This is a genomic window from Sphingobium sp. TomTYG46, from assembly GCF_055396345.1.
In genome coordinates this window covers 2,439,294-2,465,114 of sequence record NZ_AP027324.1, presented here as the reverse complement: position 1 = coordinate 2,465,114, position 25,821 = coordinate 2,439,294, and the positions used below count along the sequence as shown (strand labels likewise).

The window sequence follows — 25,821 nt, the reverse complement described above, 5'->3', positions numbered from 1 at the left end:
CCTGGGGGCGGTGGCGGAGGGAGTACGTCCAAATGGTGAAAGGACGGCAGGGCCTTTCCTATATTTTCCCCAATTCGTTGCGGATGAACAGCCGTTCCAGGCTTTCACGCCGCGGCAGTCCGGAGGCTGCGATCGGCTCGCCGTCCAGCAGCGTCCTTCGGGCGGCGCGGCGGGCGAATATATAGCTGGGATCGAGGAGGGACAGGAAGGTCAGAAAGGGCGCCAGACCCGGCCAGCGCAACTGGGCCAGGCGCCGTATATATTGGAGCCGCGCGCGGATTCCCCGCGTCAGGGCGCGTGGCACTTCCATGCCGAGCAACTTGCGCGCCGTGAGCAATTGGGTGCGCATCGCGTTGCGCGCATAGCCGGATGGGAAATGCCGGTTCAGCTCATCCCAATCATCCTGCTGGAAACGGCGGGCGAAGGACTGCATGTCCAGCAGGTGGCGCAGGTCGATCCGGCCGCGCAAATAGTCTCTGCCCTTCAACTGGTCATGCAGCAACAATATCGCGGTGCATGCAACCGGCGATGGCAGCAGGACTATGCCGCCCGCCAGTTCCAGCAGGGCGGCATTTTGCGCGAGATCGTCAAAGCTATAGGAGAGCGTGTTGATGCTGCCATAATCGGAGTGAAGGTCGATCGTCGCCGTATCCTGCGGGCGCGAGAGGACAGCGGGCACTCCGGGTTGGGGATCGGACGTGTCAGGGCAGTAGCCGATGCCGCGCAGCTGATCGATCATGGGCAGGAAACGATCGGCGGGCACCATTAGGTCGATGTCCGCCAGCATACGGGCAGCACGTTCGTCCGGTGGCGCATGGGCCAGCCATGCCGTGCCCTTCAGCAGGATCGGCGACACACCGGCCGCGTTCATGGTCGCGGCGGCTTCGTCCAGTTGCGCCATGATGCGATCGTTACGGTCGCCATTACGTCTTTCCATCTCGGCGAAAAATGTCGCGACGTCCGATGGCAGTGTGGGAAAGCGTCCGGCTTTTCTAAGCCGCGCGGCCACGGCGGGGCTGCACAAGGTTTTGTTGGCGAGGGCAATGATACGGGGCCAATCGGCATGCGAGGGTGTTTGGCCGCGCAGGCAGGACAACAGGCCATGGAGATGATCAAGCCGGATCACAAAATGCTCCCAGCAGCGCGGCCGCTTCATCCAGATCGTCATATTCCAGTTCGCAGGTCCGGGCGCCGCCGACGGCGCGGATCAGGCTGTCGATCGCGGGACGGCTGGCCTCTCCGCTGCATGAGGCGGCTTCGGAGAGCAGATGCTTGACCAGTGTCGTGGGATGTTGCGGGATCAGGCGCGCGGGCGCGCCCTTCGTCCGCCGCAGCTTCAATATCCAGCCAACCGGCAGGGGGGCTTGCCCCGAAGGCCGCGACAAGGCGAGGTAACGCACCCGCCGCCCATCGGGCCGCCAATGGATCAGCGGCTGAAGTTGCCCCGGGTAACGTGCGGCCATCATCGGCCAGGCGCCCGATTTCACGGTTGGCAGAAAGGGAAGGCCGAGCACTTGGCCGTCTGGTCCCAGCATGCTGATGTCATCGCCGTGATAGGCAAAGCCGCTGCCGACAAGCCACGAGGTCAGGGTCGTCTTCCCCGCCCCCGGGGGTCCGGTCAGGAGGAGCGCCTTTCCATTGCGGCTGACGCAGCCCGCATGCAGCGCCAGGTTCCAGTGGGGGTCATCGATGATGTCCTGGATGATCTGAGCCTTGACCAGGGTGGCGGCCTGATGGAGTTGCAGGACGGAGGCATCGCCCGCATCACGGCTGAAGAGGCAAAGCCCATTGCTTTGCCAGAGATGATAGAGGGTGCAGGGCGGCGGTGGGGCCGCGTCCGTTTGGAGATGAACGAAAAGCGGCGCCACATGCCGTACCAGCGCCTCGTCATGATAGCGCAGCGTGAGCGCGCGACCTCCGAGCGAAATGGATTGCGTCAGGATGGGCGCGGATGCGGGCGGTCTAACAGTGGCGTGGACCAGCCCGGAGTGGGACCATTCCGCCAGTACCGTGTCGAGCATGGACGCGGCATGATCGACGCCCCGGTCGGCAACTTCCTGCGCGAGTTGCGACAGGGACACGCCGTCCTCAAGGCGGCATCCGATATAGCCTGCTATCTGGTTCAGTTCATAAATGGCGTGCCGGGACTGCGAAACGATCACCGGCTGATCGCCGATGAAGGTCATCGAAGTCCCGGGTGTAAGGCGCAGCATCAATTCCGCCCCGTCAGGGCGCTCCGCCCATTCGCCATCAATCAGCTGAACCTTGGCGTTCAGTGTTTGCCGCCCTTGTTGCCCGGATTGCCGGGGCCAGTGCCGGGGCCGTCATTGATCGGCGGGTTGCCCGGAGGCTGGGGATCGGGGCCGTTGCCGACACCATTATTGCCCTTGGGGCCGCCGCCGCCACCGCCGCCCGATGCCGCGATTGCCTGTGACGACAGGGAGGTCGACAACATGATCGTCATTGCCGGGGGAACAGTCGCAACGAAGCGACCGCAGGTTTTCAGAAAGCGGCGCCGGTCTTCGGTCGCAGCCAAAATGGTGGGTTCCTCAGCCAAGGCTAGCCTCCTCTTTTTCAGGGTTGAGGGAGGCTACCACCTAGGCCGAACCGACCGCACTGCTATGGCGGGGTATATCAGAAGGTATAACCCCGCCCGCCATCTACAGCCTATGATATTTCATGGGCTTGGTTGGATTATTCCGAAGCTGGCAGGTAAATCTCGCCCCCCTTGTTCTTAAAAGTCTCGCTCATTTCGGCCATGCCTTTTTCCGCATCTTCGGCTGCGATGAATGAGTCGGCGGGTTGGTTCTGCTTCGCTGCGAAGTCCCGGACCTCCTGCGTGATCTTCATCGAACAGAATTTGGGGCCACACATGGAGCAGAAATGCGCGGTCTTCGCGCCCTCGGCGGGCAGGGTCTGGTCGTGATATTTCTCCGCCGTGTCGGGGTCGAGCGACAGGTTGAACTGGTCGCGCCAGCGGAATTCGAAGCGGGCGCGGGAGAGCGCGTCGTCGCGGACCTTGGCGGCGGGGTGGCCCTTGGCAAGGTCGGCGGCATGGGCGGCGAGCTTGTAGGTGACAACGCCGACCTTCACGTCATCGCGGTCGGGCAGGCCCAGATGCTCCTTGGGCGTGACATAGCAGAGCATCGCCGTGCCATACCAGCCGATCATGGCCGCGCCGATGCCGCTGGTGATATGGTCGTACCCCGGCGCGATGTCGGTGGTGAGCGGCCCAAGCGTGTAGAAGGGCGCTTCGCCGCACGCCTCAAGCTGCTTTTCCATATTCTGCTTGATCTTGTGCATGGGCACATGGCCCGGCCCCTCGATCATCACCTGCACATCCTGTTCCCAGGCGCGCTTGGTGAGTTCGCCCAGCGTGTAGAGTTCGGCGAACTGCGCTTCGTCATTGGCGTCGGCGATCGAACCGGGGCGCAGGCCGTCGCCCAGCGAATAGGCGATGTCGTACGCCTTCATGATCTCGGTAATCTCGTCGAAATGCTCGTAGAGGAAGCTTTCCTTGTGATGGGCGAGGCACCATTTCGCCATGATCGACCCGCCGCGGCTGACGATGCCGGTGACGCGCTTGGCGGTCATGGGGATATAGGGCAGGCGGACGCCGGCATGGATGGTGAAATAGTCGACCCCCTGCTCGGCCTGTTCGATCAGCGTGTCGCGGAAGATGTCCCAGGTCAGTTCTTCGGCAATGCCCCCGACCTTTTCCAGCGCCTGATAGATGGGAACGGTGCCGATCGGGACCGGCGAGTTGCGCATGATCCATTCGCGGGTGTCGTGGATGTTGCGGCCGGTCGACAGGTCCATGACCGTGTCGGCGCCCCAGCGGATCGACCAGACCAGCTTGTCGACTTCGCTCGCCACGTCGGAGGCGACCGCCGAGTTGCCGATATTGGCGTTGATCTTCACCAGGAAGTTGCGGCCGATCGCCATCGGCTCGGTTTCAGGGTGGTTGATGTTGTTGGGGATGATGGCGCGGCCACGGGCGACTTCGTCACGGACGAACTCCGGCGTCACATAATCGGGGATTTCCGCGCCCCAATCCTGTCCGTCGCGCACATATTCGGCGAGGCGGGCACGGCCCAGATTCTCCCGCTCGGCGACATATTCCATCTCCGGCGTAATGATGCCGCGACGGGCATAGTGCATCTGGGAGACGTTCATGCCAGGCTTGGCGCGCAGGGGGCGCTTCACGACATGGGGGAAAGGCTGGACCCCGCCGCTGCGGTCGGGGCCTTTGAGGCCGTTGTCTTCCGGCTGGATGGCGCGGGCATCATATTCTTCGACATCGCCCCGGCCGATGATCCAGTCGCGGCGCAGCGTGGGCAGGCCCGCCATGATGTCGATGCGCGCGTTCGGATCGGTATAGGGGCCAGAGGTGTCGTAGACGCGGACGGGCGGCTCGCCGCTGCCGGGTTCGAGGTCAATCTCGCGCATGGCGACCTTGAGCGGGCCGACATGGATTTTACGCGAGCCGCGAATAGGCCCGGTGGTGACGCGCATTTCGGTGCGGGCGGGGATGTCGGCCATGGTGGTGGTTCCTTTCAGGCGATGACGGTTGCGCGGCCGGTGAGGCCCGCGAGGAAGAGGAGGATGCCCAGGACGATGCTGAGGGCTGCCCAGGCGCGGGTGAAGTTTAGTGACCAGCGGCCGATCCTGATGAGCGGCGCGGGGATAGCGAGCAGCAGAGCGCCCTCTATCAGTGCAACATAGCCGATCAGGCTGACGATGACGGCCAGCGGATCGGTCCAGATGCTGTGGATGAGGACGAGAGCCGTGCCGACGACGAAGACGGGGAAGCCGAGCGCCATGACGAGGCCGGGCGAGCGTTCCAGATCGTCCATCATCGCGCGCCAGCGGGACGGTGCGATCAGGCCGCCGATACCGACGACGATCATGTACAGGCCGATCACTTCGGAAAGACGCAGGGTGAGGATGGAGATTGTGTCCATGGCAGTTCCATCCTCCTCTTCTTCTTCGCTGGGCGGAAGGAGGATGCGGACATGCCGGTGACAAGCCCTCCCTCCCTACGCCGGTCTCATCCGGATCAGGTTCAACGGGTCGCAGCCACATCAGCCGCCTCTCAACCGCTTGTGAGCGGTCCCCCGGGGATTGGGTGGCGATAGCCGAAATGTGCAGGCGACGCCAGCCCATTGCGCTGGACATAAGGGGCGCTTTGCCGCTTTTATGGCAGCGATGAAGCATCATGATCTGTCCACCAAGGAAGGGCGCAAGGCGCACCGGCATGAAATGCGCATGGTGGCTGTGCGGCCCAGGCGTTGGGGGCTGTGGCTGCTGACGGCGGGGTATCTGCTGGTGCTGACGCCGTCCGCGCTGGATGTGCACAGCCTGTTCGGGCTGTGGCCGCCGATGTTGGGGGCGATTTGCGTGATGATCGGCGTGCCGTTGCTGGTGGCGAGCGTGGTGTTGAAGCGGCGCTATGTGCGGGAGCGTGCGGCGGGACAGGTGATGGTGGGGCGGATTAGGGGTTGAGGCTGGTTTCTGCTCCCCTCCCGCAAGCGGGAGGGGCCGGGGGTGGGCCTGCGCAACATCCGCTTACTTTAGGGCGCTGGCGACGAAGCTCGCTTCGCTCGCGCCCACCCCTAACCCCTCCCGCCTGCGGGAGGGGAATAATCAGGTCCTGAACATCAACTTCATGCCCGTCCTGGGCCTGATCGTCAGGCGGCTGATCGGCTCCGGCTTGAACCCTTCCGGCACGGACAGGCGGTAGCGGCGCAGGACGCTGGCGATGACGGTCATCACCTCCAGCTGGGCAAAGCCTGCGCCGACGCAGACGCGGGGGCCTCGACCGAAGGGAAACCAGGCCTGCTTCACCATTTCGGCATTGGCGGGATCGTCGAAGCGATCGGGATCGAAGCTGTGCGGGCAGCCCCAATTATCCTTGTTGCGCTGGGTGAGCCAAGGCGCGACGACCAGCATCGCGCCTTCCTCCAATTGCTTGTCGCGCATCGGCATCGGGCAGGGCACCTCGCGCGGGAAGAAAGCCACCGGCGGATAGAGGCGCAGCGTTTCGCGGAAGATGTTGCGGACGTGGCCCATGTCCTTGAGCATTGCGGCGGTGAGCGCCTCCTCGCCCGCCAGCGCCGACACCTCCGCCCGTGCGGCACCTTGGATATGGGCGCATTCGGCCAGCATGTAGAGCGCCCATGTCATGGTGCTGGCCGATGTTTCATGGCCCGCGAGGAAGACGGTGGAGACCTGATCCATCACCTGCTGCAGGGTGAAGGGATCGCCGGTTTCGGGATGCTTCGCTTCGATCAGCGACTGGAGGATGTCCTTGTGCGGGGACTCTCCGCGTTCATGGAAGCCCTGATAGCGGGCTTCGACAATCGGGCGGAACACATCGTGGATCGCTTTGGCGGGCTTGAGCGATCGCTTTTCGAACCAGCGCGCGGGGAAGCCGTAGAGACGCAGCATCGATGCGCTGTGGGCGTAGCGCTGGAACTTGCCGAAGGCGTTGTGGATGATGTTGGATCGATGCTCATCCAGCGCCTCTGAAAAGAGCGTGCGGAAGATGATGTCGGCCGCGACATGGGTCATCATCGGGTCGATATCGACGGGCTTTGTGCGGTCGGCAGCATCGATGCGGGCGAGCAGATCGTCGGCGGCTGCGACCATCAGGGGCATGGAGCGATGCAGCGCGGTATGCGCAAAGGCCGGGTTCACCATGGCGCGCTGGCTTTCCCAATCCTCGCCATTGGCGGAAAAGACGCTGTTGCCGATCAGGGGCGACAGGTTGCGGACCAGTTCGCGGTGCTTGGGAAAGGCGGTGCCGCCGCGCAGTATCTTGTCCACCAACGGCAGTTCGTTGGCGATATACATGGTCTGGCCGGGCATGCGGATTTCGCCCAGTTTCATCGTATAGCTTTTTTCGAACAGCACATGAATCCAGCTGTGCCAGCCGCGCAGGAAGCGCTTCATCAGGCCGCGCTTGGTCCGGGGCGGCTGTGGATAGGGAGGTGTGAAGGGTTCGGTCACGGGATGGCCCTGAATGCGGCGATGGCTTGATCGATCGTGCGGCGGCCTGCGGTCAGGCTGACATAATCGACCGGCGAGACGCGGTCCCCGACGCGCAGATAGTCGAAATGCGCCTCATATTTGTTCGACCAGCCGCTGTGATAATTTTCCGGGTCGTAGAAGAGGTGGAAACGCGGCGAGAGCAGATCGACGCGGGCGGCGCAGCGATCCGATACGAGGCGAATGGGGTGGACGTCATGATAGGCCGCGCCATCGGGGGGTGCGGAGAAATCGACAAGGCGGAACTGCCCCTCGTCCAGCGCTTTCAGGTCGGCATGATACCAGCGCGCGTCTTTGCGCAGGGCGATGACCGGGACGACTTGGCCCAACGTCAGGGCGGTGAAGTTGTCCGGTAGCGACCTGCCCTCGCGCAGCTCGAGAATACGGCGAAGGACGCTCATAGCATAGATGGTGCCGTTGCTGTGCGAGGCGAAGATCACCTCATCCCACGGCCCCTCCATCTCCTGCGCGATGCGGGCGGCGAACTGGTCGAGGCGGGCGTTCATCTCCTGTCCCGGCCCTCCGGTGGCGACCGTGTGGTTATAATACATGAAGCGCAGCAGCCATGGCACAATTAGTTTGTTAAGCAACCGGCCGGACAGCAGCGCGCTGATCCCGATGCCGATCAGCACCGAGCCCCAGAAAGGCATCAGCAGCGACAACAGCGAAGCGGGGATCAGTGCCAGCGCGAGCGGGATCAGGATCGCGAGCAGCGGCGGGTAGAGGATGGTGATGACCGGGCCGGGGCGCAGCTTGCGCATACGCAGGAACTGCATGTGGCGGGCGTGAGCGGCGTAGGTGGCGATGGAGCGCCAGGCGAGCAGCAGCGGGTTGCGGATCCACACCTTGCCGACCAGATCCTCCCAGCGGAGAAATTCATAGTCGGTTTCGACGCCGGCGCTGTGGTTGGTGACGGTCCAGATTGCGGAGGATACCGGGCCTGATCGGCGCGCGCTTACCTCCACCTGCTCGCCCGAGAGGCGCGCGTAGCGCTCCGCCTGCTCACGATAGAGTTGGTGATAAAAACGCACCCCGCGCGGATCGAAACCGCCAAGGTAGAAGACTTTACGCTTGAACTTTTGCACGGCCCTGTTCCACATCGGGCCATGACGACACCCGAACGCGATTACTGCTATTTCATAGATCACCGCAAATACAACCGAAACATCGGCTGCCGGAAACATGACAATGCCTATGGCATCAATGGCGGCGGCAGCGAGCGGGACCGGTGGCGGGCGGACTTTGCCTTTTACCGGCACATGCGCGACAATGGCGATCCGATGGCGCTGCCTGCGCTGCTTGCCTGCCTGGTGTGCGGCTGGTTCTGCTGGAACTATCATCCGGGCAAGGGGCTGTGGCGGGGACAGCTCTTGCGCCGTTTTGCGAAAGCGCCGAAGTGAGCGGCATGACACAGCAACGCCATGTTTCGATCGGGTCGGTGACGATCGGCAACGATTTGCCCTTCGTGCTGATTTCCGGCCCCTGCCAGATTGAGAGCCGCGATCATGCGATGATGATGGCGGAAAAGCTGGCGGAGGTGGCGGAAAAGGCAGGCGTGCCGTTCATCTTCAAATCCTCGTTCGACAAGGCGAACCGGACTTCAGTGTCGGGCCAGCGTGGCGTGGGCATCGATGCGGGGCTGGCGATACTGGCTGAGGTGAAGAGGCAGTTGGGCTGTCCGATACTGACCGATGTGCATGAGGCGGGGCAAGTGGACGCGGCGGCGCAGGCGGTGGATATTTTGCAAATCCCGGCATTCATGTGTCGCCAGACCGACCTTTTGCTGGCGGCGGGGCGGACAGGCGCTGTGGTGAATGTGAAGAAGGGGCAGTTCCTTGCTCCCTGGGACATGGCTGCAGTGGCGCAGAAGGTCGCTTCGACAGGCAATGAGCGGATATTGCTGACCGAGCGGGGCGCGAGTTTTGGCTACAACACGCTGGTCAGCGACATGCGGTCGCTGCCGGTGATGGGGGCAACTGGTTATCCGGTGGTGTTCGACGCCACCCATTCGGTGCAGCAGCCGGGTGGGCTGGGGTCAGCTTCGGGTGGCCAGCGGGAATTTGCGCCGGTTCTGGCGCGCAGTGCAGTCGCGGCGGGCGTTGCGGCGGTGTTTGCCGAGGCTCATGATGATCCGGATCGAGCGCCTTCGGATGGGCCGGTCATGCTGCCCTTGGGATGGATGGGGCCGCTGCTGGAGAAGTTGAAGGCTATAGACGAGGCGGTGAAGGGCTAACCCAACAAACCACCGTGCTCCTGCGCAGGCAGGAGCCCAGTCCAGACGTGTGAGCTGGGCTCCTGCCTGCGCAGGAGCACGGGCTTCTTAGGGCCGCGTCTGGCCTGTTCCGCGTACCAGCCATTTGTAGGTTGTCAGGCCTTCCAGCGCCACCGGGCCGCGCGCGTGGAGGCGGCCGGTTGAGATGCCGATCTCCGCGCCCAGCCCGAACTCGCCGCCGTCGGCGAATTGAGTGGAGGCGTTCCACATGACGATCGCGCTGTCGACGGCGTTGAGAAAGCGCTCGGCTTTCTCCGCGTCCTCGGTGATGATCGCGTCGGTGTGATGACTCGCGTGAGTAGCGATATGGGCTAGCGCTTCGTCAAGCCCATCGACCAAGCGCACCGACACGATCGCGTCGAGATATTCTGTATCCCAATCCTCGTCCGAAGCAGCAACCACACGGCTGTCCATCGCCTGCACCGCTTCATCGCCGCGCACTTCGCACTTGGCGTCGAGCAGCGCTGCCACGATGGCGGGGGCCGCGGGAAAAGCCTTGTCGATCAGCACCGTCTCGGTCGCGCCGCAAATGCCGGTGCGGCGCATCTTGGCGTTGACGATCAGCTTAGCGGCCATGTCCGGATCGGCCGCGCCATCGACATAGCTGTGGTTGATGCCGTCGAGATGCGCGAGCACGGGCACGCGCGCCTCTTCCTGCACGCGGGCGACGAGGCTCTTGCCTCCGCGCGGGACGATGAGGTCGATGAAGTCCGACGCCTTGAGCAATGCGCCCACGGCGGCGCGATCCGTCGTCGGCACCAACTGCACCGCGTCGGCAGGCAGGCCCGCAGCGGCGATGCCTTCCGCCATGGCGGCGTGGATGGCGCGGTTGCTTTCCTTCGCCTCGCTGCCGCCGCGCAGGATGACGGCGTTGCCCGCGCGCAGGCACAGGGCGGCGGCGTCGGCGGTCACATTGGGGCGGCTTTCATAGATGATGCCGATCACGCCCAAGGGCACGCGGACGCGGGACAGTTCCATGCCGTTGGGCCGGACCTGTTTGTCGATGATGCGCCCAAGCGGATTGTCGAGGCTGGCGACCTGATCGACGCCAGCAGCCGTTGCCGCCACGCGGCTTTCATCGAGACGCAGACGATCGAGCATGGCTGGCGAGAGGCCATTGGCGGCGGCGTTTTCCACATCCTGCGCGTTTGCGGCAAGGATTTGCGGCGCCTGATCCCGAAGCGCCTGCGCGGCGCGGCGCAGGGCGTCGATCTTCTGCGCGTCACTTGCGCTGGCCAGCGTCACGGCAGCGGCACGGGCGCGCGCGCCCATCGCCGCAATCAGCATTTCGGGAGTCTGGGTCAGGTCATTCATCTGGTCGAGCCTTTCGCCCGCGCCCTTAGCATGAAAGCGTCGCAGGACGAAATGCACTGGGTGGCCTTTGGCTCCGCTATAGCATTATGGAGCTTTCTCGATCCAACCAATATGCCGGTTGAGCTTGTTGAAGCCGACACCCGCTTGAAAGAGAGATAAGGCCCTTCGACCAACGGGATGATATTTCAGGCGGCCTGCGCCAGACTTTCCGCCTTCAGCGCGCGGAAGGTACGGCATGGCGGAATGTTGCGCCATTCGACCCGCTCGGCGATCTCGTTGAACTGCCCGGCTAGCAGCCGACGGACATATGCCGAATATTGATAGACCAGAAATTCGCCGCCGGGTCGCAGCGCGCGCTGCGTTTCCGCGCAGATTAGTTCGCCTACCCCATCCGGCAGGGTGGAGAAGGGAATGCCCGAGAGGATATAATCAGCCTGCCGATGCCCGGCTTCAACAATGAAGCGGCGAACGTCTGCCGCCGATCCATGCACGACCCGCAGCCGGGGATCGTCGATCTGCGCTTCAAGCCATGCGACGAAGTCGAGGTTAAGATCGATCGCCACCAGCTTCGCGTCCGGGTGCATGCGCTCCAGGATAGGGCGGGTGAAGGTGCCGACGCCCGGCCCATATTCCACGAACAGGCGCGTGCGCTGCCAATCCACCCGGTCCAGCATGCTGTCCACCAGCGCAGCCGAAGATGGGATCACGGAACCGATCATCCCGGGATGCTTCACGAACTGGCGGAAAAACATGCTCCACTGACCCAGGAATGACGCCGGATCTGCTTTTTTCTTCAAGGGAATGGAGGCCATCAATACTCGCCTGTCTGCCTTCACGTCTGGGCCTTGCAAATATCGGCAAGCCTGGCAAGCCGCTTTGCATGGTGGCGGACATATTGCCCGGCCATGGGTAAGCGAACGCGCGGACTGCGGATGGGTTCAATCCGCAATCCGCTAGCCCTTGTTAAGATTGCGATTCACGGGATCGGAGCATCCCCGGCGTTACAAAGCCGATGGGGTCTACCCGCATGGCGCTCTGCTTCAGCTGGGATTGAATCTTTTCATATTCATGCTCCATTTCCGGCGTCACCGACGCGCGGGTCTCCTCAAGCGCCTCGTTGAAATGCGCCTGCTCGACCCGCTCCACCGACAGGGATTGGCGCAGCGCGATCAGACCGGCGCGGCGGACCAGATCTTCCAGGTCCGCACCGGTGAACCGCTCTGTCCGTTCCGCCAAATCATCCAGATCGACATTCTCACCCAGCGGCATCTTGCCGGTATGGATCGTGAGGATGCGCCTGCGCCCTGCCTTGTCGGGCACTGGGACGTAGATGAGCTCGTCGAAACGGCCCGGCCGCAGCAGCGCCGGGTCGATCAGTGTCGGCCGGTTGGTTGCGCCGATGACGACGACCGATTGCAGTTCCTCCAGCCCATCCATTTCGGCAAGGATGGTGTTCACCACCCGCTCCGTCACCGCCGGTTCGCCCAGCCCGCCGCCACGCGCGGGGACGAGGCTGTCCAGCTCATCGATGAAGATGACCGTGGGCGCCACCTGCCGCGCGCGGGCGAACAGGCGTGCGATCTGCTGCTCGCTTTCGCCATACCATTTGGACAGCAGGTCGCTGGACTTGGTCGCGATGAAGTTCGCCTGCGCCTCTCGCGCGACCGCCTTGGCCAACAGCGTCTTGCCGGTGCCGGGCGGGCCATAGAGGAGGAAGCCCTTGGCAGGCCGGATGCCGATGCGGCGGAAGGCGTCCGGGTCCTTGAGCGGCAGCTCGACCCCTTCCTTGAGCCTCATTTGCGCATCATCCAAGCCGCCAATATCGGACCAGCCGATATTGGGCGCCTGCACCATCACCTCGCGCATGGCTGAAGGCTGGACGCGCTTGATCGCGGCCATGAAGTCGTCGCGCGTGACGGACAGTTCCTCCAGCACGTCTTGCGGGATGGTCCCTTCCTCAAGGTTGAGGCGCGGCATGAAACGGCGCACCGTCTCGATCGCCGCCTCCCGCGTGAGCGCCGCCAGATCAGCGCCGACAAAGCCATAGGTCATCCGCGCCAGTTCGCCCAGATCCACGCCATCCGCCAGCGGCATGCCGCGGGTATGGATGCCCATGATCTCCCGCCGTCCCCGTTCGTCCGGAACGCCGACGATGATCTCACGGTCGAAGCGACCCGGCCGCCGAAGCGCCTCGTCGATCGCCTCTGGCCGGTTGGTGGCTGCGATCACCACCAGATTGGTGCGCGGCTCCAGCCCGTCCATCAACGTCAGCAACTGCGCGACGAGCCGCTTCTCCGTCTCGCCGGTCACGCTGCCGCGCTTGGGCGCGATCGAATCGATCTCGTCTATGAACAGGATCGAGGGGGAGGACTTGGCCGCTGCCTCGAATATCTCGCGCAGCTGCTTTTCCGACTCGCCATAGGCCGATCCCATGATCTCCGGCCCATTGATCAGGAAGAACTCAGCCTCCGATTCATTGGCGACGGCGCGAGCGAGGCGCGTCTTGCCCGTACCCGGCGGGCCATGGAGCAACACGCCCTTTGGCGGGTCGACGCCCAGCCGTTCGAACAATTCGGGGTAGCGCAGCGGCAGCTCTACCATTTCGCGCAGTTGGTCGATCGCTTCAGCCATGCCGCCGACATCGTCATAGGTGACATCGGCGCGCCGGGACTCCTTGGGCTCCTCATATTCGGCGCGCAGATCGATCTCGGTATCGGCATCGATCTGCACGTACCCCTTGGGCGTCGTGGACACCACCACCAGCCTGATTTCCTGAAGCGCATAGGCGGGCGCGGCGAGCATCTGGCGCAATTGCGGGGGCATGTCGTTTGGCGGGACCTGCTGTTGGCCTGCCGTTGCAACAATGTCGCCAGCCGCGAGCGGACGCTGGAAGAAAACACGCTTCAGCGCTTCCGGATTGCCCTGAAGTCGCAGATTATTTTGTGCAGGCGCGAACACAACCCGCTGGGCCGGGCGTGGTTCGATCTTGCTGATGTGCACGAAATCGCCCGATCCGACCCCGGCATTGGCGCGCTGCAACCCGTCGAGACGAAGGACATCGAGTCCTTCATCTTCCTTATAAGGGCGGACCACACGAGCAGGCGTCGACCGCTTCCCCGCGATCTCGATCACATCCCCCTCGGCCAGATGAAGTTCCGCCATTACCGCCAGCGGAATGCGCGCAAGCCCGCGTCCTGCGTCTTCGGGTCGCGCATTCGCTACCTGAATTCGGCGTTCCGCGCTTTCCTGTTCGGCCATTGCCATCCCCATTCTTGTCACTGCGTAACGAGATAGGAAACGCCGGTCGCTAAGGAAAGGGGCCATCGATCATGACGGGCCGGGACAAAAAAAGGGCCGACCCGAAGGCCAGCCCGAAAAGTTTTAGGAGAGGATGCCTGAAAGGCCTTTCCTATGTGCGGTGCAGCATGGTATTTTGCAATTGCGAAAAGAACGAGACAGTTGCAAAATTTGCATCTTACCGGTTGACGCTTTTTCATGCTGGTGAAAAGAGGATGACTTGGGATAGGCCGCTCAACCTTCGAAGCGTACCGATGACGCGTCGCAACAGTTATGGCTTAGCTACAGATCAATTATGCGCAGACTGCCGCCCCTTACCGCCCTAGAGGCCTTTGTTCAGGTAGCCCGTCTTGGCTCGGTTAAGGCTGCGGCTGAAGAACTGGCACTGTCCACGCCCGCGCTCAGCCGCCGCGTTCAGGCGCTGGAACGATTCATCGGTCGCCCGCTGTTCGACCGCAAGCATCAGGCGCTGGAAATCAATGCCGATGGGCAGAAGCTGCTCGACGACATCGCGCCCGCGCTTGATTCGCTGAGTCAGGCGCTGGAGAATATCCAGAGCGGCGGCAACCAGCTTCGCCTGCGCCTCGCGGTGATGCCGTTGTTCGCGACGCAGCGGCTGTTCCCCCATCTGGGCGCGTTGCGGCAGAAGCATCCGCAGTTGCACATCGATATCGAAACGACGCCACATGCGGTCGCACGGCTGGGCGAAGGGCTGGACGCCGCGATCGTGCTTGCGAAGGATATCGATCCGGCGCTCTATGCCCATGAGCTGGACCATGACGAAGTTTATCTGATCGGCCGCAAGGCGCTGCTGGAATCGCCGCAGAAGATCGCGACTCCCGCGGACCTGGCGGAACACACCATCCTGCTTCATCGCGACATGAACCTTTCGTTCGAGGCGTGGAAGGAAGCGGTCGGATTGCCGGACCTGCAACCGCTGGCGATCGACAATTATGATTCGGGCCAGTTGATGCTGGAGGCGGCGGCGCAGGGCCTGGGCGTCGCAGTGATGCATGCAAGCCACTTCAAGGAAGCGGATGACGCACGGCTCGTTCGCCTGTTCCCCGAAACGCGGGTGGAAAGCCCCTATCGCTATTATTTCGTCTGTCGGCCCCGCGCCTTGCAGACGCGCGCGGTGCGCATTTTCCGCGACTGGCTGATCGCGGCGGACATCTGATCGACGCCAATATTGTCGGTGGATCGGGGGCGGCGCTTTTTTTGACTCCCGCGCTCTTAACCTTAGTCAGTTCCATCCGTTATTACCGGCATGACTGGGGCATCATCATCCGCAAACCCGCAGCACGGCCTGGCCGATCGTCTGACTCGATGGGCTCGCGGCCTGTCGGGCAAACCGGACGCAGAGGAAGAGACGGACGACGCTGAACCCCAGCGCGCCCGTTCTGGCAGCACCGCGCATCGTGAAGTCAATCGGCGGCGCAAGCTCTATGACGAGATCGGCAATTTCCTGTTCGCGCATGATCTTGACCTGACGCCGCTGAATTTCGGCGTTGCGCATGATTATCTGACCGGGTCGCAGATCGGCGTGGAAAAGGCGATCAGGGCGGTGTTGGCGGAGCGTGGCAAGATCAGCAACAGCTGGGTCGAAGAAATCGTGGCGGAGCAGCGCGGGGATGAGGTGACGCCCGAGGCGCTGTCCACGATGCTAGCGAAGGTCGAGGAAAATCTCTCCGAATTTACCGGCCTGATGACCGAATCGCGCAATTCCGCGAAGGATTATGGCGCGGCGCTACAGGAAGAGGTGAAGGGCCTTACCGCTGGCGCGAAAAATGAACCCGTCCTTGCGCGGCTGGTAGCCCTTACGCGGTCCATGGTCGAAAAGACTCGTCAGGTCGAAGGCCAGCTACGCCAGAACCAGAAGCAGAATCATGCGCTGCGCTCCAGCCTTGCCAATGCGCGGCGCGCCGCCGAGCATGACCATCTGACGGGCCTGCCCAACCGGCGCGCTTTTGAAGGGACATTGCGCGAAGAGGTGGCGATGGCCCGAAAGGAAAGCCAGCCGCTGGCCGTCGCCTTCTGCGACATCGATCATTTCAAGGTGATCAACGACACGCACGGCCACGACACGGGCGACCGGGTGCTGAAGTTCGTCGCGGGGCTGCTGGCCAAGGCGAGCAACGACCAATGCCATGTCGCGCGTCACGGCGGCGAGGAATTCGTCATGCTGTTTCGCGGCAAAACGGCGGCAGAAGCGTGCGAGGCGGTGGACGATGTCCGGCGGGACCTTGCCACGCGCAGCCTGGTCAACCGCACCAATGGCGAGCGCATGGAACGGGTGAGCTTTTCGGCGGGCGTTGCCAATGTGCTGGCCCATGATGATCCGCGCGCGGCGCTGAAGGCGGCCGACCGGGCGTTGTATCTGGCCAAGGAGCATGGCCGGAACCGCGTCTATCTCGCGGTTGAGGGCGAATGATTCCCTAGAAGTCCGGCTTTTCATAATGGGGCGGCGGGGTGATGACCTCCATCCGCTCCGACAGCAGAGGCCGAAAGGACGGGCGCGATTTGAAGCCTGCATACCAGCGCTTCACCGTCTCATGCCCGGCCCAATCGATGCCGCCTAGATAATCGGCCACCGACAGATGCGCCGCCGCCGCGATGTCGGCAAGGCTCATCGTGCCGCCCGCCATCCAGCTGCGGTGATCGAGCAGATAGTCCATATAATCCATATGGACATTGGCCCGCTTCATCGCCTCGCGCAGCACCCGCGCATCGGGTGGCGCGCGTTCGATCAGCCGCTTCTTCATCCGCTCGTGCAGTAGTGGGCCGACGACATCGCCGTAGAAATTCTGGTCGAAAAAGGCGACGAGCCGACGAACCTCCGCCCTGCCCGCAGCTGTGCCGGAAATCAGCGGAAACTTCTCCACAGTCTCCTCGAAATATTCGCAGATCGCCTGGCTGTCGATCAGCGTCGATCCCTTTTCCTGATCCACCATGACCGGCGTGGTCCCGGCGGGGTTGAGATCCAGAAATTCGTCGCGCGCTTCCCAAGGCGATTCGCGCACAAGGTCATAGCCTATTCCCTTTTCGCCGAGCAGCAGGCGCACCTTGCGGGAGAAGGGACAAAGCGGGAATTGGAAGAGCTGCCACATGGCTTCCTGTTAAGCGGAGGCGGCGCTTGCGAAAAGCAGCAAATTGGGTGGCCCCTGCTTTAATGCGCGGCGAAAATGGTGGAAACTTTGGCGGCACCGGAACGATCCGGGCTTCCGATGATCGCCTCTACCCTCTAGGGGGGCAGGCAACGCACAGGAAAGGATACTCGATGTCTGACGATTTTTTCCCGGTATCCAAGGAATGGGCCACTTCGGCGCTGCTCGACCGGGATGGGCGTGAGGCAGATTATCAGCGGTCGATCAACGAGCCGGAATCCTACTGGCTGGAGCGCGCAAAGCGCCTGGATTGGCTGACCTTCCCCAGCAAAACCGACGAGAGCAGCTTCAACGAAGCGGATTTCGGCGTGAAATGGTTTGCCGATGGCGTGCTCAACGTCAGCGCCAACTGCATCGACCGGCATCTGTCCGAGCGTGGCGACCAGACCGCGATCATCTGGGAACCGGACTCGCCGGATGCCGAGCCGCGTCGCTACACCTATGCACAGGTGCATGAGGAAGTCTGCCGCTTCGCCAATGTGCTTAAAGCCGCGGGCGCGAGGAAGGGCGACCGCGTCACCGTCTATCTGCCGATGATCCCGGAAGCGGCGTTCGCCCTGCTCGCGTGCGCGCGGATCGGGGCGATCCATTCGGTCGTCTTTGGCGGCTTCTCTCCCGAGGCGCTGGCGGGGCGGATCATCGATTGCGATTCCAACATCGTCATCACCGCCGACGAAGGCCGCCGCGCGGGTAGACAAGTGCCGCTCAAGGCCAATGTCGATGCCGCTCTCAAGGATTGCCCGAGCGTCAAAAAGGTCGTGGTGGTGCAGGCGACCGGCGGCGCCGTCACCATGCAGGAAGGCCGCGACCTGTGGCTGCATGAGGAAGCCGCCAAGGTTGCCGCTGACTGCGCGCCCGAACCGATGAACGCGGAAGACCCGCTGTTCATCCTCTACACCTCGGGTTCGACCGGCAAGCCCAAGGGCGTGCTGCACACGACCGGCGGCTATCTGCTGTGGGCGAGCCTCACCCATGAGCTTTGCTTCGATTATCGCCCCGGTGACATATACTGGTGCGCGGCCGACATCGGCTGGGTCACGGGGCACAGCTATATCGTCTATGGCCCGCTGGCGAACGGCGCGACGACGCTGATGTATGAGGGCGTTCCCAACTATCCGACGCCCAGCCGCATCTGGGAGGTGGTGGACCGGCATCAGGTTCAGACGATCTTTACCGCGCCCACGGCGCTCCGCGCGCTGATGAAGGAGGGCGATGCCTTCGTTCACTCTACCAGCCGCAAGTCGCTGCGCCTGCTCGGCACCGTGGGCGAGCCGATCAATCCCGAGGCATGGCGCTGGTATCATCATGTCGTAGGCGAGGATCGCTGCCCGATCATCGACACCTGGTGGCAGACCGAAACAGGGGCGGCGATGATCGCGCCGATGCCGGGTGCGACGGACCTGAAGCCGGGTTCGGCGACGCTGCCGATGCCGGGCGTGATCCCGCAGATCGTCGATAGCGAGGGCAAGGTGCAGGAAGGCGCGGCGGAGGGCAATCTGGTCATCGCCGGAAGCTGGCCGGGCCAGATGCGCACCGTTTGGGGCGATCATGAGCGCTTCTTCCAGACCTATTTCACGACTTTCCCCGGCAAATACACGACCGGCGACGGCGCCCGCCGTGATGCGGACGGCTATTACTGGATCACCGGGCGCGTCGATGACGTCATCAACGTGTCCGGCCACCGCATGGGCACGGCCGAGGTGGAGAGCGCGCTGGTGCTGCACGAAGCGGTCGCTGAAGCGGCGGTGGTTGGCATGCCCCATGACATCAAGGGTCAGGGCATCTACGCCTATGTCACGCTGAACAGCGGCGAGGAGCCGAGCGAAGAGTTGCGCAAGGCGCTGGTCGCCTGGGTCCGCAGCGAGATCGGCCCGATCGCCACGCCCGACGTCATCCAGTTCGCGCCCGGCCTGCCCAAGACCCGTTCCGGCAAGATCATGCGCCGCATCCTGCGCAAGATCGCGGAAGGCGAAGTGTCCGCGCAGGCTCTGGGCGACACAAGCACCCTTGCCGATCCTTCCGTCGTCGATAATCTGGTTGCCAACCGTCACGGATAAAGCGCCCAAGGATCAGGAGACCCCGGTGGAACGATACAGCCTGGTTGCCCGCACGTTGCATTGGGTCATGGCGATCCTGATCCTATTCAACCTGTGGCTGGGACTGGCGCATGACTCCCTGCCCCGCGATTGGCAGGTGATGCCGGTGCACAAGTCGGTTGGCCTCACCGTGCTGGCGCTGGCGATCCTTCGCCTCGGCTGGCGCCTGACCCACCGGCAAACACCCCTGCCCGAGGGTTTGCCCGCCTGGGAAAGGCTGGCCGCGAAGGTCACGCATTATACCTTCTATGCGTTCATGCTGCTGGTGCCGCTGACCGGCTGGATCATGAGTTCGGCGGGGAAATGGCCGCTCAACTGGTTCTTCCTGTTCGATGTGCCGAAGTTCGCGGTGACGAAGGATGACGCGATCGTTGGCTTTTCCGCGGAGGCGCATGAGATATTCGCCTTTGCCTGGATCGCGCTCCTCGTCCTGCACGTCGCGGCTGCGCTACGCCATCACTTCATCCTGAAGGATGACGTGCTGCGGCGGATGTTGGGGTAAACTCCGTCGTCACCCCAGCGAAAGCTGGGGTCTAAGCGAGATGCCAGCTTTCGCTGGCATGACGGAAAACTTAGACCAGTTCCCCGATCAGCAACTTTGGCAGCGCGCCGGATTCGCCGCGTGCCTCCGCCATGAAGCGGTTCTTGAGCATGGGTGTGCGCTGTACGGCGGCGAGGCCGAAGCGGCGGATGGCTGAGGGAATGCGGCCGGGAACGTCGAACAGCCGGACAAGTCCGTCCATGGCGACACTGACGGACATCGCGTCCAGCCCGCGCCAACGCTGGTAGCGTGCCATCAGCTGAGCGTCGCCCGGATCAAGGCCAAGGCGCATGCCGTCGACCAGCACTTCCACCAGCGCCGCGACGTCGCGGAAGCCGAGGTTGAGGCCCTGCCCGGCGATCGGATGGATCGCATGAGCACTGTCACCGACCAGCGCCAGCCGGGTATCGGTGATCCGCGCGGCATGGTGGAAGCCCAGCGGATAGCTGGAGCGCGGCCCCGCGAGCGATATTTCGCCAAGAAAACCGCCCATGCGCTTCTGCGCTTCGGCGAGCCATGCCCGCTCGGACAATTTCAACATCACCGGCGCCTGATCGGTCGGCACGGTCCACACGATTGCCGATCGCGTGCCCGGCAGCATCGGCAGCAGTGCAAAGGGGCCGCCGGGATAGAAAATCTCATAGGCGGTGTTGGCGTGCGGCACCTCATGATCGATCGCCGTCACCATGGCGGTGTGCTTATACTGCCAGCGCGTGGTGCGGATGCCCGCAGCTTCGCGCGTCGGGCTGTTCCGGCCCTCGGCGGCCACCAGAAGCGCGCCGTGCAGAACCTGCTCGCTGGCGAGCGTCAGGCTGACGCCATCGGCATTGCGATCGACATGAATGGCGCGGTCTGGCTGGAAGCGGGTCAGATTTTCCGCTTTCTCCGCTGCCTGAGCCAAGGCGACGCGCAGGTCGCGATTGGGGAACATGATCCCCATGACCCCATCGTCAGCATCGGGCGCGAAGTCGAGCGCACCGGGTTCCAACCCGTCGCTGACCCAGATGCGGTCGATGGGGCAGCCCTTCCCTTCCAGCAATGCAGCCACACCGATCGCGGAGAGCATCGCATGGCTGGTCGAGGAAATGGCCGACACGCGCCCGTCGAAACCCACCGCACTGGTTTCGACCGGATCAGCAGGATCGATGACGGCGCAGCGGACCCCATGACCGGAAAGTGCGATGCCCAGGGTCAGCCCGACAAGGCCCCCGCCCAAGATGACGACATCAAAACGTTGCATGGGCTTCTTCTAGGCGCTGTGCGCGGAGTTGGGAAGCCACAGGAGCTCCTATAGGATGTGCTCCTGCCTCCGCAGGAGCACATAAAATTAAAGCTTGCGCACCCAGCCTGCCGGGTCTGCAACCGTTCCGCGCTGAATGCCGGTCAGCTCGGCGCGCAGGGCTTCGGTCACGATGCCGCCGTCGCCATTGCCGATGGTGAAGTCGCCATCGACGCTTTTCACCGTGCCGATCGCCGTCACGACCGCCGCCGTGCCGCAGGCGAACGCCTCGCGCAGCTTGCCGCTGGCCGCATCGTCACGCCACTGCGCGAAGCTATAGGGTTCCTCGCGCACATCATGCCCTTTGGCGCGGGCGAGGGTGATGACGCTGTTGCGGGTGATGCCGGGCAGGATAGTGCCCGACAGCGGCGGGGTGACGATCGATCCGTCATCCATGACGAAGAACACGTTCATGCCGCCCAGTTCCTCGACCCACTTATGTTCGGCAGCATCGAGGAAGACGACCTGATCGCAGCCATGCTTCGTCGCTTCGGACTGGGCTACCAGGCTCGCGGCATAATTGCCGCCGCACTTGGCAGCGCCCGTGCCGCCCTTTGCCGCGCGGGTAAAATGTTCTGACACCCAGAGCGTTACGGCCTTCTTGCCGCCCTTGAAATAGGCGCCTGCGGGCGAGGCGATGACGCAGAAGATATATTCCGCCGCTGGGCGGACGCCCAGAAAGCTCTCGCTCGCGAACATGAAGGGGCGCAGATAGAGGCTGCCTTCGCCGCTGGGGATCCAATCGGCGTCGATCTTCACCAATTCCTCGACCGCTTCCATGAAGATATCTTCGGGCAGGACGGGCATGGCCATGCGTTCCGCCGATTTGGCGAAGCGGCGGGCATTTTCTTCCGGCCGGAACATGGCGATGCTGCCATCCTCAAGCCGGTAGGCCTTCATCCCTTCGAAGATTTCCTGCGCATAATGCAAAACGGCGCAGGCAGGATCGAGCTGGAACGGCTCGCGCGGGCCGACGGCATGGCTGTGCCATCCTTTCCCCTCGGTATAGCGGATCGTCACCATATGATCGGTGAACAGGCGGCCAAAGCCGGGATCTTCCAGCAATACCGCGCGCTGGTCAGCCGCCACAGCCTTGCTGCTCGGGTTGACGGTAAAGCGCGACTTCTGCTGGACGTCCATGATCAATGCTCCTCTAGTAGGACCGGCCGCCTATGTCACAAACGGCTGGCCGAAACAATGGGTCATGATTACTGACCAATTTGTTCCGGTTTCGAAAGGGCCGCTCGCCATCTGCTGGCATCTTGGCGGCGGGCTGCGGCGCGCTTATGCCCTCAACCATGCACTTCTTTTCGGACAATGCGACCCCGGTCTGCCCGCAGGTGATGGCTGCGATGGCGGCGGCTGATCTGGCTGACCACGGCTATGATGGCGACGCGTGGAGCGCGCGGATGGATGGCGCCTTTTCGGACCTGTTCGGCACCCCGGTTCGGGCGCTGTGGGTGGCGACCGGCACGGCGGCGAACAGCATCGCGCTTGCCTGCCTATGCCCACCCTATGGCGGCATCCTCTGCCATGAAGAATCGCACATCATGGTCGATGAATGCGGGGCGCCGGGCTTCTACACCCACGGCGCCAGCCTGATGAGTTTGCCGGGAGATGGCGCAAAGCTTTCGCCTGACACGCTGATCGAACGATTACAGGCGATCCGCCCGGACGTGCACCAGATTCCGGCGCGTGCGATCAGCATCACTCAGGCGAGCGAATATGGCCGCGTCTATATGCCGGAAGAGGTCGCCGCGATCGGGGATGTGGCACGGGGCCATGATCTTGGCCTGCACATGGACGGCGCCCGCTTTGCCAATGCCGTGGCGCATCTGGGCTGCCATCCGGGTGATGTGTCTTGGCGGGCTGGCGTCGATGTGCTGACCTTCGGCTGCGTCAAGAATGGCGGTATGGTGGGCGAAGCGCTGCTCTTCTTCGGGCCACAGGCGGATGCGCGTGCGGCCGAAGCGACACGATGGCGCAAGCGCGGCGGGCATTTGCTGTCCAAAGGCCGCTATCTTGCCGCGCAAATATTGGCGATGCTGGAGGATGACCTGTGGCTGACCAACGCCCGCGCCGCCAATGCCGCCGCTGCCACTCTGGCCGGGGCGGTCCCGGATCGGCTGCTCCACGCCGTAGAGGCCAATGAGTTGTTCATCCGCCTCTCTCCTGCCGAGGCCAAAGGCTTACGCGCGCAAGGCTTCGATTTTTACGACTGGGGCGAAGGGGCTGCGCGTCTCGTTACCAACTGGGCGCAGGATGCCGCAGCGGTCCAGCCACTCGCCGACGCTCTTAAGGCTCTGGAGTGAGCGGATCGTCCGAGGCGCGGGGCGGCGTCATCCTGCCATTCCTGCTGGTCACGCTGATCTGGAGTTCGACCTGGATCGTCATTCGCGATCAGCTGGGCGCGGTGCCGCCGAGCTGGTCGGTCTGCTACCGCTTTCTGCTGGGCGCGGCGGGCATGGCGCTGTTCGCAATGATCCGCCGAGTGCCCCTGCGTTTGCCACCGGCGGGGATCGCTTTTGCGGGCGCATTGGGCGTGGCGCAGTTCGTGCTCAACTTCAATTTCGTCTATCGGGCAGAACATTATCTGACCTCCGGCGTGGTCGCGACGGTCTATGCGCTTCTGCTGATTCCTAACAGCATCCTTGCCTGGTTCGCCTTTCGCCAGCCGGTCAGCCGCGCCTTCGTCCTGGGGTCGCTGGTGGCGATTGCGGGGATCATGCTATTGCTACTGCGCGAATATCGCGCGGCGCCGGTATCTGCCGAGGCCGTGCTGGTCGGCATCGCGCTCAGCGTCGCGGGATTGCTTAGCGCGTCCACGGCGAATGTCATGCAGGGTATGCAAATCGCCCGACGCCTGCCAATGGCGGCGGTGCTCACCTGGGGGATGTTGATCGGCAGCGCAGTTGATGGGGCCTATGCCTGGGCGACCGTAGGTCCGCCGGTGATCGAATGGCGCGCCGGTTATCTGTTCGGCATAGCCTGGCTGGGCATTGCGGGGTCGGTTGTGACCTTCCCGCTCTATTTCCAGCTGATCCAGCGGGTCGGGCCGGGGCGGGCAGCCTATAGCAGCGTACTTATTCCCGTTATCGCCATGCTGATTTCCACGCTGTTCGAGGATTATCGCTGGTCCACGCTGAGCGCGGTGGGCGCGCTGCTGGCGGTGGCTGGCATGGTGATCGCGCTGCGGGCGAAGACGGCGTAGGGCCGTTTTATCATCCCAGCCGTTCGGGCTGAGCCTGTAGAAGCCCCTCCCTTCTCCAAGAACAAGTGGAACCTTTCGACAGGCTCAGGGGGAATGGGAGGGAAGCGACTTGCTTCCCGATCGACGCCTTACCGGCGAACCCCCGGCTCATAATGACGCTTCGCTGCATTTACCCGGTCGATCAGGCTGGCGAGCGATTGAGGCGCGGGATTGGCGGTTTCGGGCATCGCCAGGCGGCTCATGCGCTGGCTGAGCGCGGCGAAGTTGCGGTCGATCCGTTCCATGGCGAGAAGTCCTTGGCGTAAGCTGTGGGACCATCCATGGGGCGCTTTGGTTAACGCCGCGTAAGCGATGCGGCGACCTGAGTCATTCCGCCCCGGTGAGGCAGACGGCCAGGCCCTCGCGATAGGTGGGATAGCGTGGCGCCCATCCCAGCAGGCGCTTGGCTCGGCCGTTCGCAACCCGCCGATTTTCCGCATAGAAGGACAGCGCCATGGGCGACAGATGGGCCTCGTCCAGCGTCAACAGCGGCGGCAGCGGTGCGCCCAGCATGGCGCAGGCCGCCTCGATCAAGCGATTCTGCGCGCAGGGCAGATCGTCGGCCAGATTATAGGTGCCCGGTGGCCCGTCGAAGGAGGCGATGATACCGCTTACGATGTCATTGACATGGGCGCGGCTGAAAATCTGATCGGGGAGGTCGATCCGATGCGCCTTGCCTTCGCGCACACGCTCTATCGCGGAACGGCCGGGGCCGTAGATGCCGGGCAGCCGGAAACAGCGCATGTCCTCGCGAAGCGCGCGCCAGTCGCTGTCCGCCTGAACCCGCGCGGCGCGGCGACCCGAGCCGATGGGGCTCGCTTCGTCCACCCAGGCGCCCGCAGCATCACCGTAAACGCCGGTCGAGGATAGGTAACCGCTCCAGAGGGCCGGGGCGGCGGCGATGGCCATGCCATAGCGGGTGAGCACAGGGTCGCCCTCCCCTTCCGGAGGAACAGAGGAGAGGATGTGAGTCGCTTTGGCGAGGCTGGCGCGCACGGCATCGTCGTCATCGAAGGCTATTGCCTCGCCATCGGAAACCCGGCGAACGCCTGTCACCTCCCATCCCTCCCCGCGCAGTCGGGCGGCGAGGCGGGAGGCGGTGTAGCCCATGCCAAGGATCAGCATGTGGGGGATGGCGGGGTCCCTCCCGAACTAGACCGTGAAGCTTTCGCCACAGCCGCAGCTGCCCTTGGCATTGGGATTGTTGAAGACAAACCCGGCCGTGAAGTCATCCTCCACCCAGTCCATCGTCGATCCGACGAGATACAGAACCGACGCGCCGTCAATGTAGAAGGTGCCGCCGGGCGTTTCGATCTTTTCGTCGAACTTCGCTTCCTCAGTCACGTAATCGACCGAATAGGCGAGGCCCGAGCAGCCCCGGCGAGGTGTGGACAGCTTGACGCCGATCGCTCCCTCGGGCGCCTGGCGCATCAGGTCGGCGATGCGCGCTTCCGCATTCGGCGTCAGGATGACGGCGGCGGGCCGGGCACGGGTCTTGGTGGTCGTCTCGGTCATTCTTCGTTCTCCTCCCCTCCCGCTGGCGGGAGGGTCAGGGTTC

The 25,821-nt window shown here is 63.5% G+C and carries 25 protein-coding genes and 1 riboswitch; of the genes, 9 read left to right on the top strand and 16 right to left on the bottom strand.

All coding sequences use genetic code 11. The features are described 5' to 3' along the window. Positions 1-58 precede the first annotated feature (58 nt). From ACZ5YV_RS12470 to ACZ5YV_RS12450, 5 genes are all read right to left on the bottom strand, one after another. Entirely contained in the window at positions 59-1,126 is a 1,068-nt protein-coding gene (locus ACZ5YV_RS12470; protein ID WP_464787889.1) for a nucleotidyltransferase family protein, read from the bottom strand. Continuing rightward, positions 1,113-2,213 carry a hypothetical protein gene (locus ACZ5YV_RS12465; RefSeq protein ID WP_464787888.1) on the bottom strand — a complete coding sequence of 367 codons (1,101 nt, stop codon included), beginning with the start codon at positions 2,211-2,213 and terminating at the stop codon, positions 1,113-1,115. Before ACZ5YV_RS12465 ends, ACZ5YV_RS12470 begins: the two co-directional genes overlap by 14 nt. 59 nt (positions 2,214-2,272) lie before the next feature. Further along, entirely contained in the window at positions 2,273-2,557 is a 285-nt protein-coding gene (locus ACZ5YV_RS12460) for a hypothetical protein (protein ID WP_464787887.1), read from the bottom strand. Between the two features lie 137 nt (positions 2,558-2,694). After that, positions 2,695-4,542: a phosphomethylpyrimidine synthase ThiC gene (gene thiC, locus ACZ5YV_RS12455; protein WP_464787886.1), complete on the bottom strand. Its 1,848-nt coding sequence runs from the start codon at positions 4,540-4,542 to the stop codon at positions 2,695-2,697. Positions 4,543-4,556: 14 nt separating this feature from the next. Next, positions 4,557-4,964, bottom strand: coding sequence for a DUF2065 family protein (locus ACZ5YV_RS12450; RefSeq protein WP_464787885.1), 408 nt, complete (start codon positions 4,962-4,964; stop codon positions 4,557-4,559). Positions 4,965-5,019: 55 nt separating this feature from the next. Further along, positions 5,020-5,130, bottom strand: a riboswitch (TPP riboswitch). 78 nt (positions 5,131-5,208) lie between these two features. Here ACZ5YV_RS12450 and ACZ5YV_RS12445 point away from each other — a divergent pair. Next, positions 5,209-5,505: a hypothetical protein gene (locus ACZ5YV_RS12445; RefSeq protein ID WP_404957889.1), complete on the top strand. Its 297-nt coding sequence runs from the start codon at positions 5,209-5,211 to the stop codon at positions 5,503-5,505. A gap of 141 nt (positions 5,506-5,646) precedes the next feature. On the opposite strand, the gene ACZ5YV_RS12440 is transcribed toward ACZ5YV_RS12445, so the two are convergent. Both ACZ5YV_RS12440 and ACZ5YV_RS12435 read right to left on the bottom strand, forming a co-directional pair. Then, a complete protein-coding gene (locus ACZ5YV_RS12440; RefSeq protein ID WP_464787884.1) occupies positions 5,647-7,011 on the bottom strand; it encodes a cytochrome P450 in 1,365 nt (454 codons plus the stop codon). Beyond that, a complete protein-coding gene (locus ACZ5YV_RS12435; RefSeq protein WP_464787883.1) occupies positions 7,008-8,135 on the bottom strand; it encodes a tudor domain-containing protein in 1,128 nt (375 codons plus the stop codon). The genes ACZ5YV_RS12440 and ACZ5YV_RS12435 overlap by 4 nt, the downstream gene beginning before the upstream one ends. Positions 8,136-8,156: 21 nt before the next feature. Here ACZ5YV_RS12435 and ACZ5YV_RS12430 point away from each other — a divergent pair, with 21 nt between their 5' ends. Both ACZ5YV_RS12430 and kdsA read left to right on the top strand, forming a co-directional pair. After that, the gene (locus tag ACZ5YV_RS12430) at positions 8,157-8,450 is read left to right on the top strand and encodes a hypothetical protein (RefSeq protein WP_464787882.1); all 294 of its coding nucleotides are present in this window, start codon (positions 8,157-8,159) and stop codon (positions 8,448-8,450) included. 5 nt (positions 8,451-8,455) lie between these two features. Beyond that, positions 8,456-9,283, top strand: coding sequence for a 3-deoxy-8-phosphooctulonate synthase (gene kdsA / locus ACZ5YV_RS12425; RefSeq protein WP_464789223.1), 828 nt, complete (start codon positions 8,456-8,458; stop codon positions 9,281-9,283). A gap of 87 nt (positions 9,284-9,370) precedes the next feature. Here kdsA and ACZ5YV_RS12420 read toward each other — a convergent pair whose 3' ends face one another. The 3 genes from ACZ5YV_RS12420 to ACZ5YV_RS12410 all read right to left on the bottom strand — a co-directional run bounded on the left by ACZ5YV_RS12420 (position 9,371) and on the right by ACZ5YV_RS12410 (position 13,894). Further along, complete coding sequence (locus ACZ5YV_RS12420) at positions 9,371-10,636, bottom strand: glutamate-5-semialdehyde dehydrogenase (protein WP_464787881.1); 1,266 nt, start codon at positions 10,634-10,636, stop codon at positions 9,371-9,373. Positions 10,637-10,821: 185 nt separating this feature from the next. Continuing rightward, entirely contained in the window at positions 10,822-11,448 is a 627-nt protein-coding gene (locus ACZ5YV_RS12415; RefSeq protein WP_464787880.1) for a class I SAM-dependent methyltransferase, read from the bottom strand. Positions 11,449-11,599: 151 nt separating this feature from the next. After that, positions 11,600-13,894 (bottom strand): CDC48 family AAA ATPase, encoded by a 2,295-nt coding sequence (locus ACZ5YV_RS12410; RefSeq protein WP_464789222.1) that lies wholly within the window; start codon positions 13,892-13,894, stop codon positions 11,600-11,602. 334 nt (positions 13,895-14,228) lie between these two features. On the opposite strand from ACZ5YV_RS12410, the gene ACZ5YV_RS12405 reads away from it, so the two are divergent. Together ACZ5YV_RS12405 and ACZ5YV_RS12400 are read left to right on the top strand one after the other, a co-directional pair. Next, entirely contained in the window at positions 14,229-15,110 is an 882-nt protein-coding gene (locus ACZ5YV_RS12405; RefSeq protein WP_449470721.1) for a LysR substrate-binding domain-containing protein, read from the top strand. A gap of 90 nt (positions 15,111-15,200) precedes the next feature. After that, a complete protein-coding gene (locus tag ACZ5YV_RS12400) occupies positions 15,201-16,364 on the top strand; it encodes a GGDEF domain-containing protein (protein ID WP_464787879.1) in 1,164 nt (387 codons plus the stop codon). Positions 16,365-16,368: 4 nt separating this feature from the next. Here ACZ5YV_RS12400 and ACZ5YV_RS12395 read toward each other — a convergent pair whose 3' ends face one another. Then, the gene (locus tag ACZ5YV_RS12395; RefSeq protein WP_196225035.1) at positions 16,369-17,040 is read right to left on the bottom strand and encodes a glutathione S-transferase family protein; all 672 of its coding nucleotides are present in this window, start codon (positions 17,038-17,040) and stop codon (positions 16,369-16,371) included. A 170-nt stretch (positions 17,041-17,210) separates the two neighbouring features. Between ACZ5YV_RS12395 and acs the strand changes: the two genes are divergently transcribed. Together acs and ACZ5YV_RS12385 are read left to right on the top strand one after the other, a co-directional pair. After that, positions 17,211-19,154, top strand: coding sequence for an acetate--CoA ligase (gene acs / locus ACZ5YV_RS12390; protein WP_464787878.1), 1,944 nt, complete (start codon positions 17,211-17,213; stop codon positions 19,152-19,154). A 25-nt stretch (positions 19,155-19,179) separates the two neighbouring features. Then, entirely contained in the window at positions 19,180-19,695 is a 516-nt protein-coding gene (locus ACZ5YV_RS12385) for a cytochrome b (RefSeq protein ID WP_464787877.1), read from the top strand. Between the two features lie 70 nt (positions 19,696-19,765). Here ACZ5YV_RS12385 and ACZ5YV_RS12380 read toward each other — a convergent pair whose 3' ends face one another. Together ACZ5YV_RS12380 and ACZ5YV_RS12375 are read right to left on the bottom strand one after the other, a co-directional pair. Continuing rightward, positions 19,766-20,974: an FAD-dependent monooxygenase gene (locus tag ACZ5YV_RS12380; protein ID WP_464787876.1), complete on the bottom strand. Its 1,209-nt coding sequence runs from the start codon at positions 20,972-20,974 to the stop codon at positions 19,766-19,768. An 87-nt stretch (positions 20,975-21,061) separates the two neighbouring features. After that, on the bottom strand, positions 21,062-22,153 hold the full coding sequence (locus ACZ5YV_RS12375) for a branched-chain amino acid aminotransferase (RefSeq protein ID WP_464787875.1): 1,092 nt from the start codon (positions 22,151-22,153) through the stop codon (positions 21,062-21,064). Positions 22,154-22,311: 158 nt separating this feature from the next. Between ACZ5YV_RS12375 and ACZ5YV_RS12370 the strand changes: the two genes are divergently transcribed. Together ACZ5YV_RS12370 and ACZ5YV_RS12365 are read left to right on the top strand one after the other, a co-directional pair. Continuing rightward, positions 22,312-23,325 (top strand): threonine aldolase family protein, encoded by a 1,014-nt coding sequence (locus tag ACZ5YV_RS12370; RefSeq protein WP_464787874.1) that lies wholly within the window; start codon positions 22,312-22,314, stop codon positions 23,323-23,325. Next, positions 23,322-24,224: a DMT family transporter gene (locus ACZ5YV_RS12365; protein ID WP_464787873.1), complete on the top strand. Its 903-nt coding sequence runs from the start codon at positions 23,322-23,324 to the stop codon at positions 24,222-24,224. The genes ACZ5YV_RS12370 and ACZ5YV_RS12365 overlap by 4 nt, the downstream gene beginning before the upstream one ends. 128 nt (positions 24,225-24,352) lie before the next feature. On the opposite strand, the gene ACZ5YV_RS12360 is transcribed toward ACZ5YV_RS12365, so the two are convergent. The 3 genes from ACZ5YV_RS12360 to ACZ5YV_RS12350 all read right to left on the bottom strand — a co-directional run bounded on the left by ACZ5YV_RS12360 (position 24,353) and on the right by ACZ5YV_RS12350 (position 25,778). Beyond that, entirely contained in the window at positions 24,353-24,508 is a 156-nt protein-coding gene (locus tag ACZ5YV_RS12360; RefSeq protein WP_464771628.1) for a hypothetical protein, read from the bottom strand. 82 nt (positions 24,509-24,590) lie between these two features. Beyond that, positions 24,591-25,397, bottom strand: a complete 807-nt coding sequence (locus ACZ5YV_RS12355; protein WP_464789221.1) for a Rossmann-fold NAD(P)-binding domain-containing protein — start codon at positions 25,395-25,397, stop codon at positions 24,591-24,593. An 18-nt stretch (positions 25,398-25,415) separates the two neighbouring features. After that, a complete protein-coding gene (locus ACZ5YV_RS12350) occupies positions 25,416-25,778 on the bottom strand; it encodes a HesB/IscA family protein (protein ID WP_196225027.1) in 363 nt (120 codons plus the stop codon). Positions 25,779-25,821 lie beyond the last annotated feature (43 nt).

Coding starts and splice junctions, on each gene's coding strand:
- ACZ5YV_RS12465 (WP_464787888.1), bottom strand. CDS start 2,213: ATGCTGCGCCTTACACCCGGGACTTCGATGACCTTCATCGGCGATCAG.
- thiC (WP_464787886.1), bottom strand. CDS start 4,542: ATGGCCGACATCCCCGCCCGCACCGAAATGCGCGTCACCACCGGGCCT.
- ACZ5YV_RS12450 (WP_464787885.1), bottom strand. CDS start 4,964: ATGGACACAATCTCCATCCTCACCCTGCGTCTTTCCGAAGTGATCGGC.
- ACZ5YV_RS12445 (WP_404957889.1), top strand. CDS start 5,209: ATGAAGCATCATGATCTGTCCACCAAGGAAGGGCGCAAGGCGCACCGG.
- ACZ5YV_RS12430 (WP_464787882.1), top strand. CDS start 8,157: ATGACGACACCCGAACGCGATTACTGCTATTTCATAGATCACCGCAAA.
- kdsA (WP_464789223.1), top strand. CDS start 8,456: ATGACACAGCAACGCCATGTTTCGATCGGGTCGGTGACGATCGGCAAC.
- ACZ5YV_RS12420 (WP_464787881.1), bottom strand. CDS start 10,636: ATGAATGACCTGACCCAGACTCCCGAAATGCTGATTGCGGCGATGGGC.
- ACZ5YV_RS12415 (WP_464787880.1), bottom strand. CDS start 11,448: ATGGCCTCCATTCCCTTGAAGAAAAAAGCAGATCCGGCGTCATTCCTG.
- ACZ5YV_RS12410 (WP_464789222.1), bottom strand. CDS start 13,894: ATGGCCGAACAGGAAAGCGCGGAACGCCGAATTCAGGTAGCGAATGCG.
- ACZ5YV_RS12405 (WP_449470721.1), top strand. CDS start 14,229: ATGCGCAGACTGCCGCCCCTTACCGCCCTAGAGGCCTTTGTTCAGGTA.
- ACZ5YV_RS12400 (WP_464787879.1), top strand. CDS start 15,201: ATGACTGGGGCATCATCATCCGCAAACCCGCAGCACGGCCTGGCCGAT.
- ACZ5YV_RS12395 (WP_196225035.1), bottom strand. CDS start 17,040: ATGTGGCAGCTCTTCCAATTCCCGCTTTGTCCCTTCTCCCGCAAGGTG.
- acs (WP_464787878.1), top strand. CDS start 17,211: ATGTCTGACGATTTTTTCCCGGTATCCAAGGAATGGGCCACTTCGGCG.
- ACZ5YV_RS12380 (WP_464787876.1), bottom strand. CDS start 20,974: ATGCAACGTTTTGATGTCGTCATCTTGGGCGGGGGCCTTGTCGGGCTG.
- ACZ5YV_RS12375 (WP_464787875.1), bottom strand. CDS start 22,153: ATGGACGTCCAGCAGAAGTCGCGCTTTACCGTCAACCCGAGCAGCAAG.
- ACZ5YV_RS12370 (WP_464787874.1), top strand. CDS start 22,312: ATGCACTTCTTTTCGGACAATGCGACCCCGGTCTGCCCGCAGGTGATG.
- ACZ5YV_RS12360 (WP_464771628.1), bottom strand. CDS start 24,508: ATGGAACGGATCGACCGCAACTTCGCCGCGCTCAGCCAGCGCATGAGC.
- ACZ5YV_RS12350 (WP_196225027.1), bottom strand. CDS start 25,778: ATGACCGAGACGACCACCAAGACCCGTGCCCGGCCCGCCGCCGTCATC.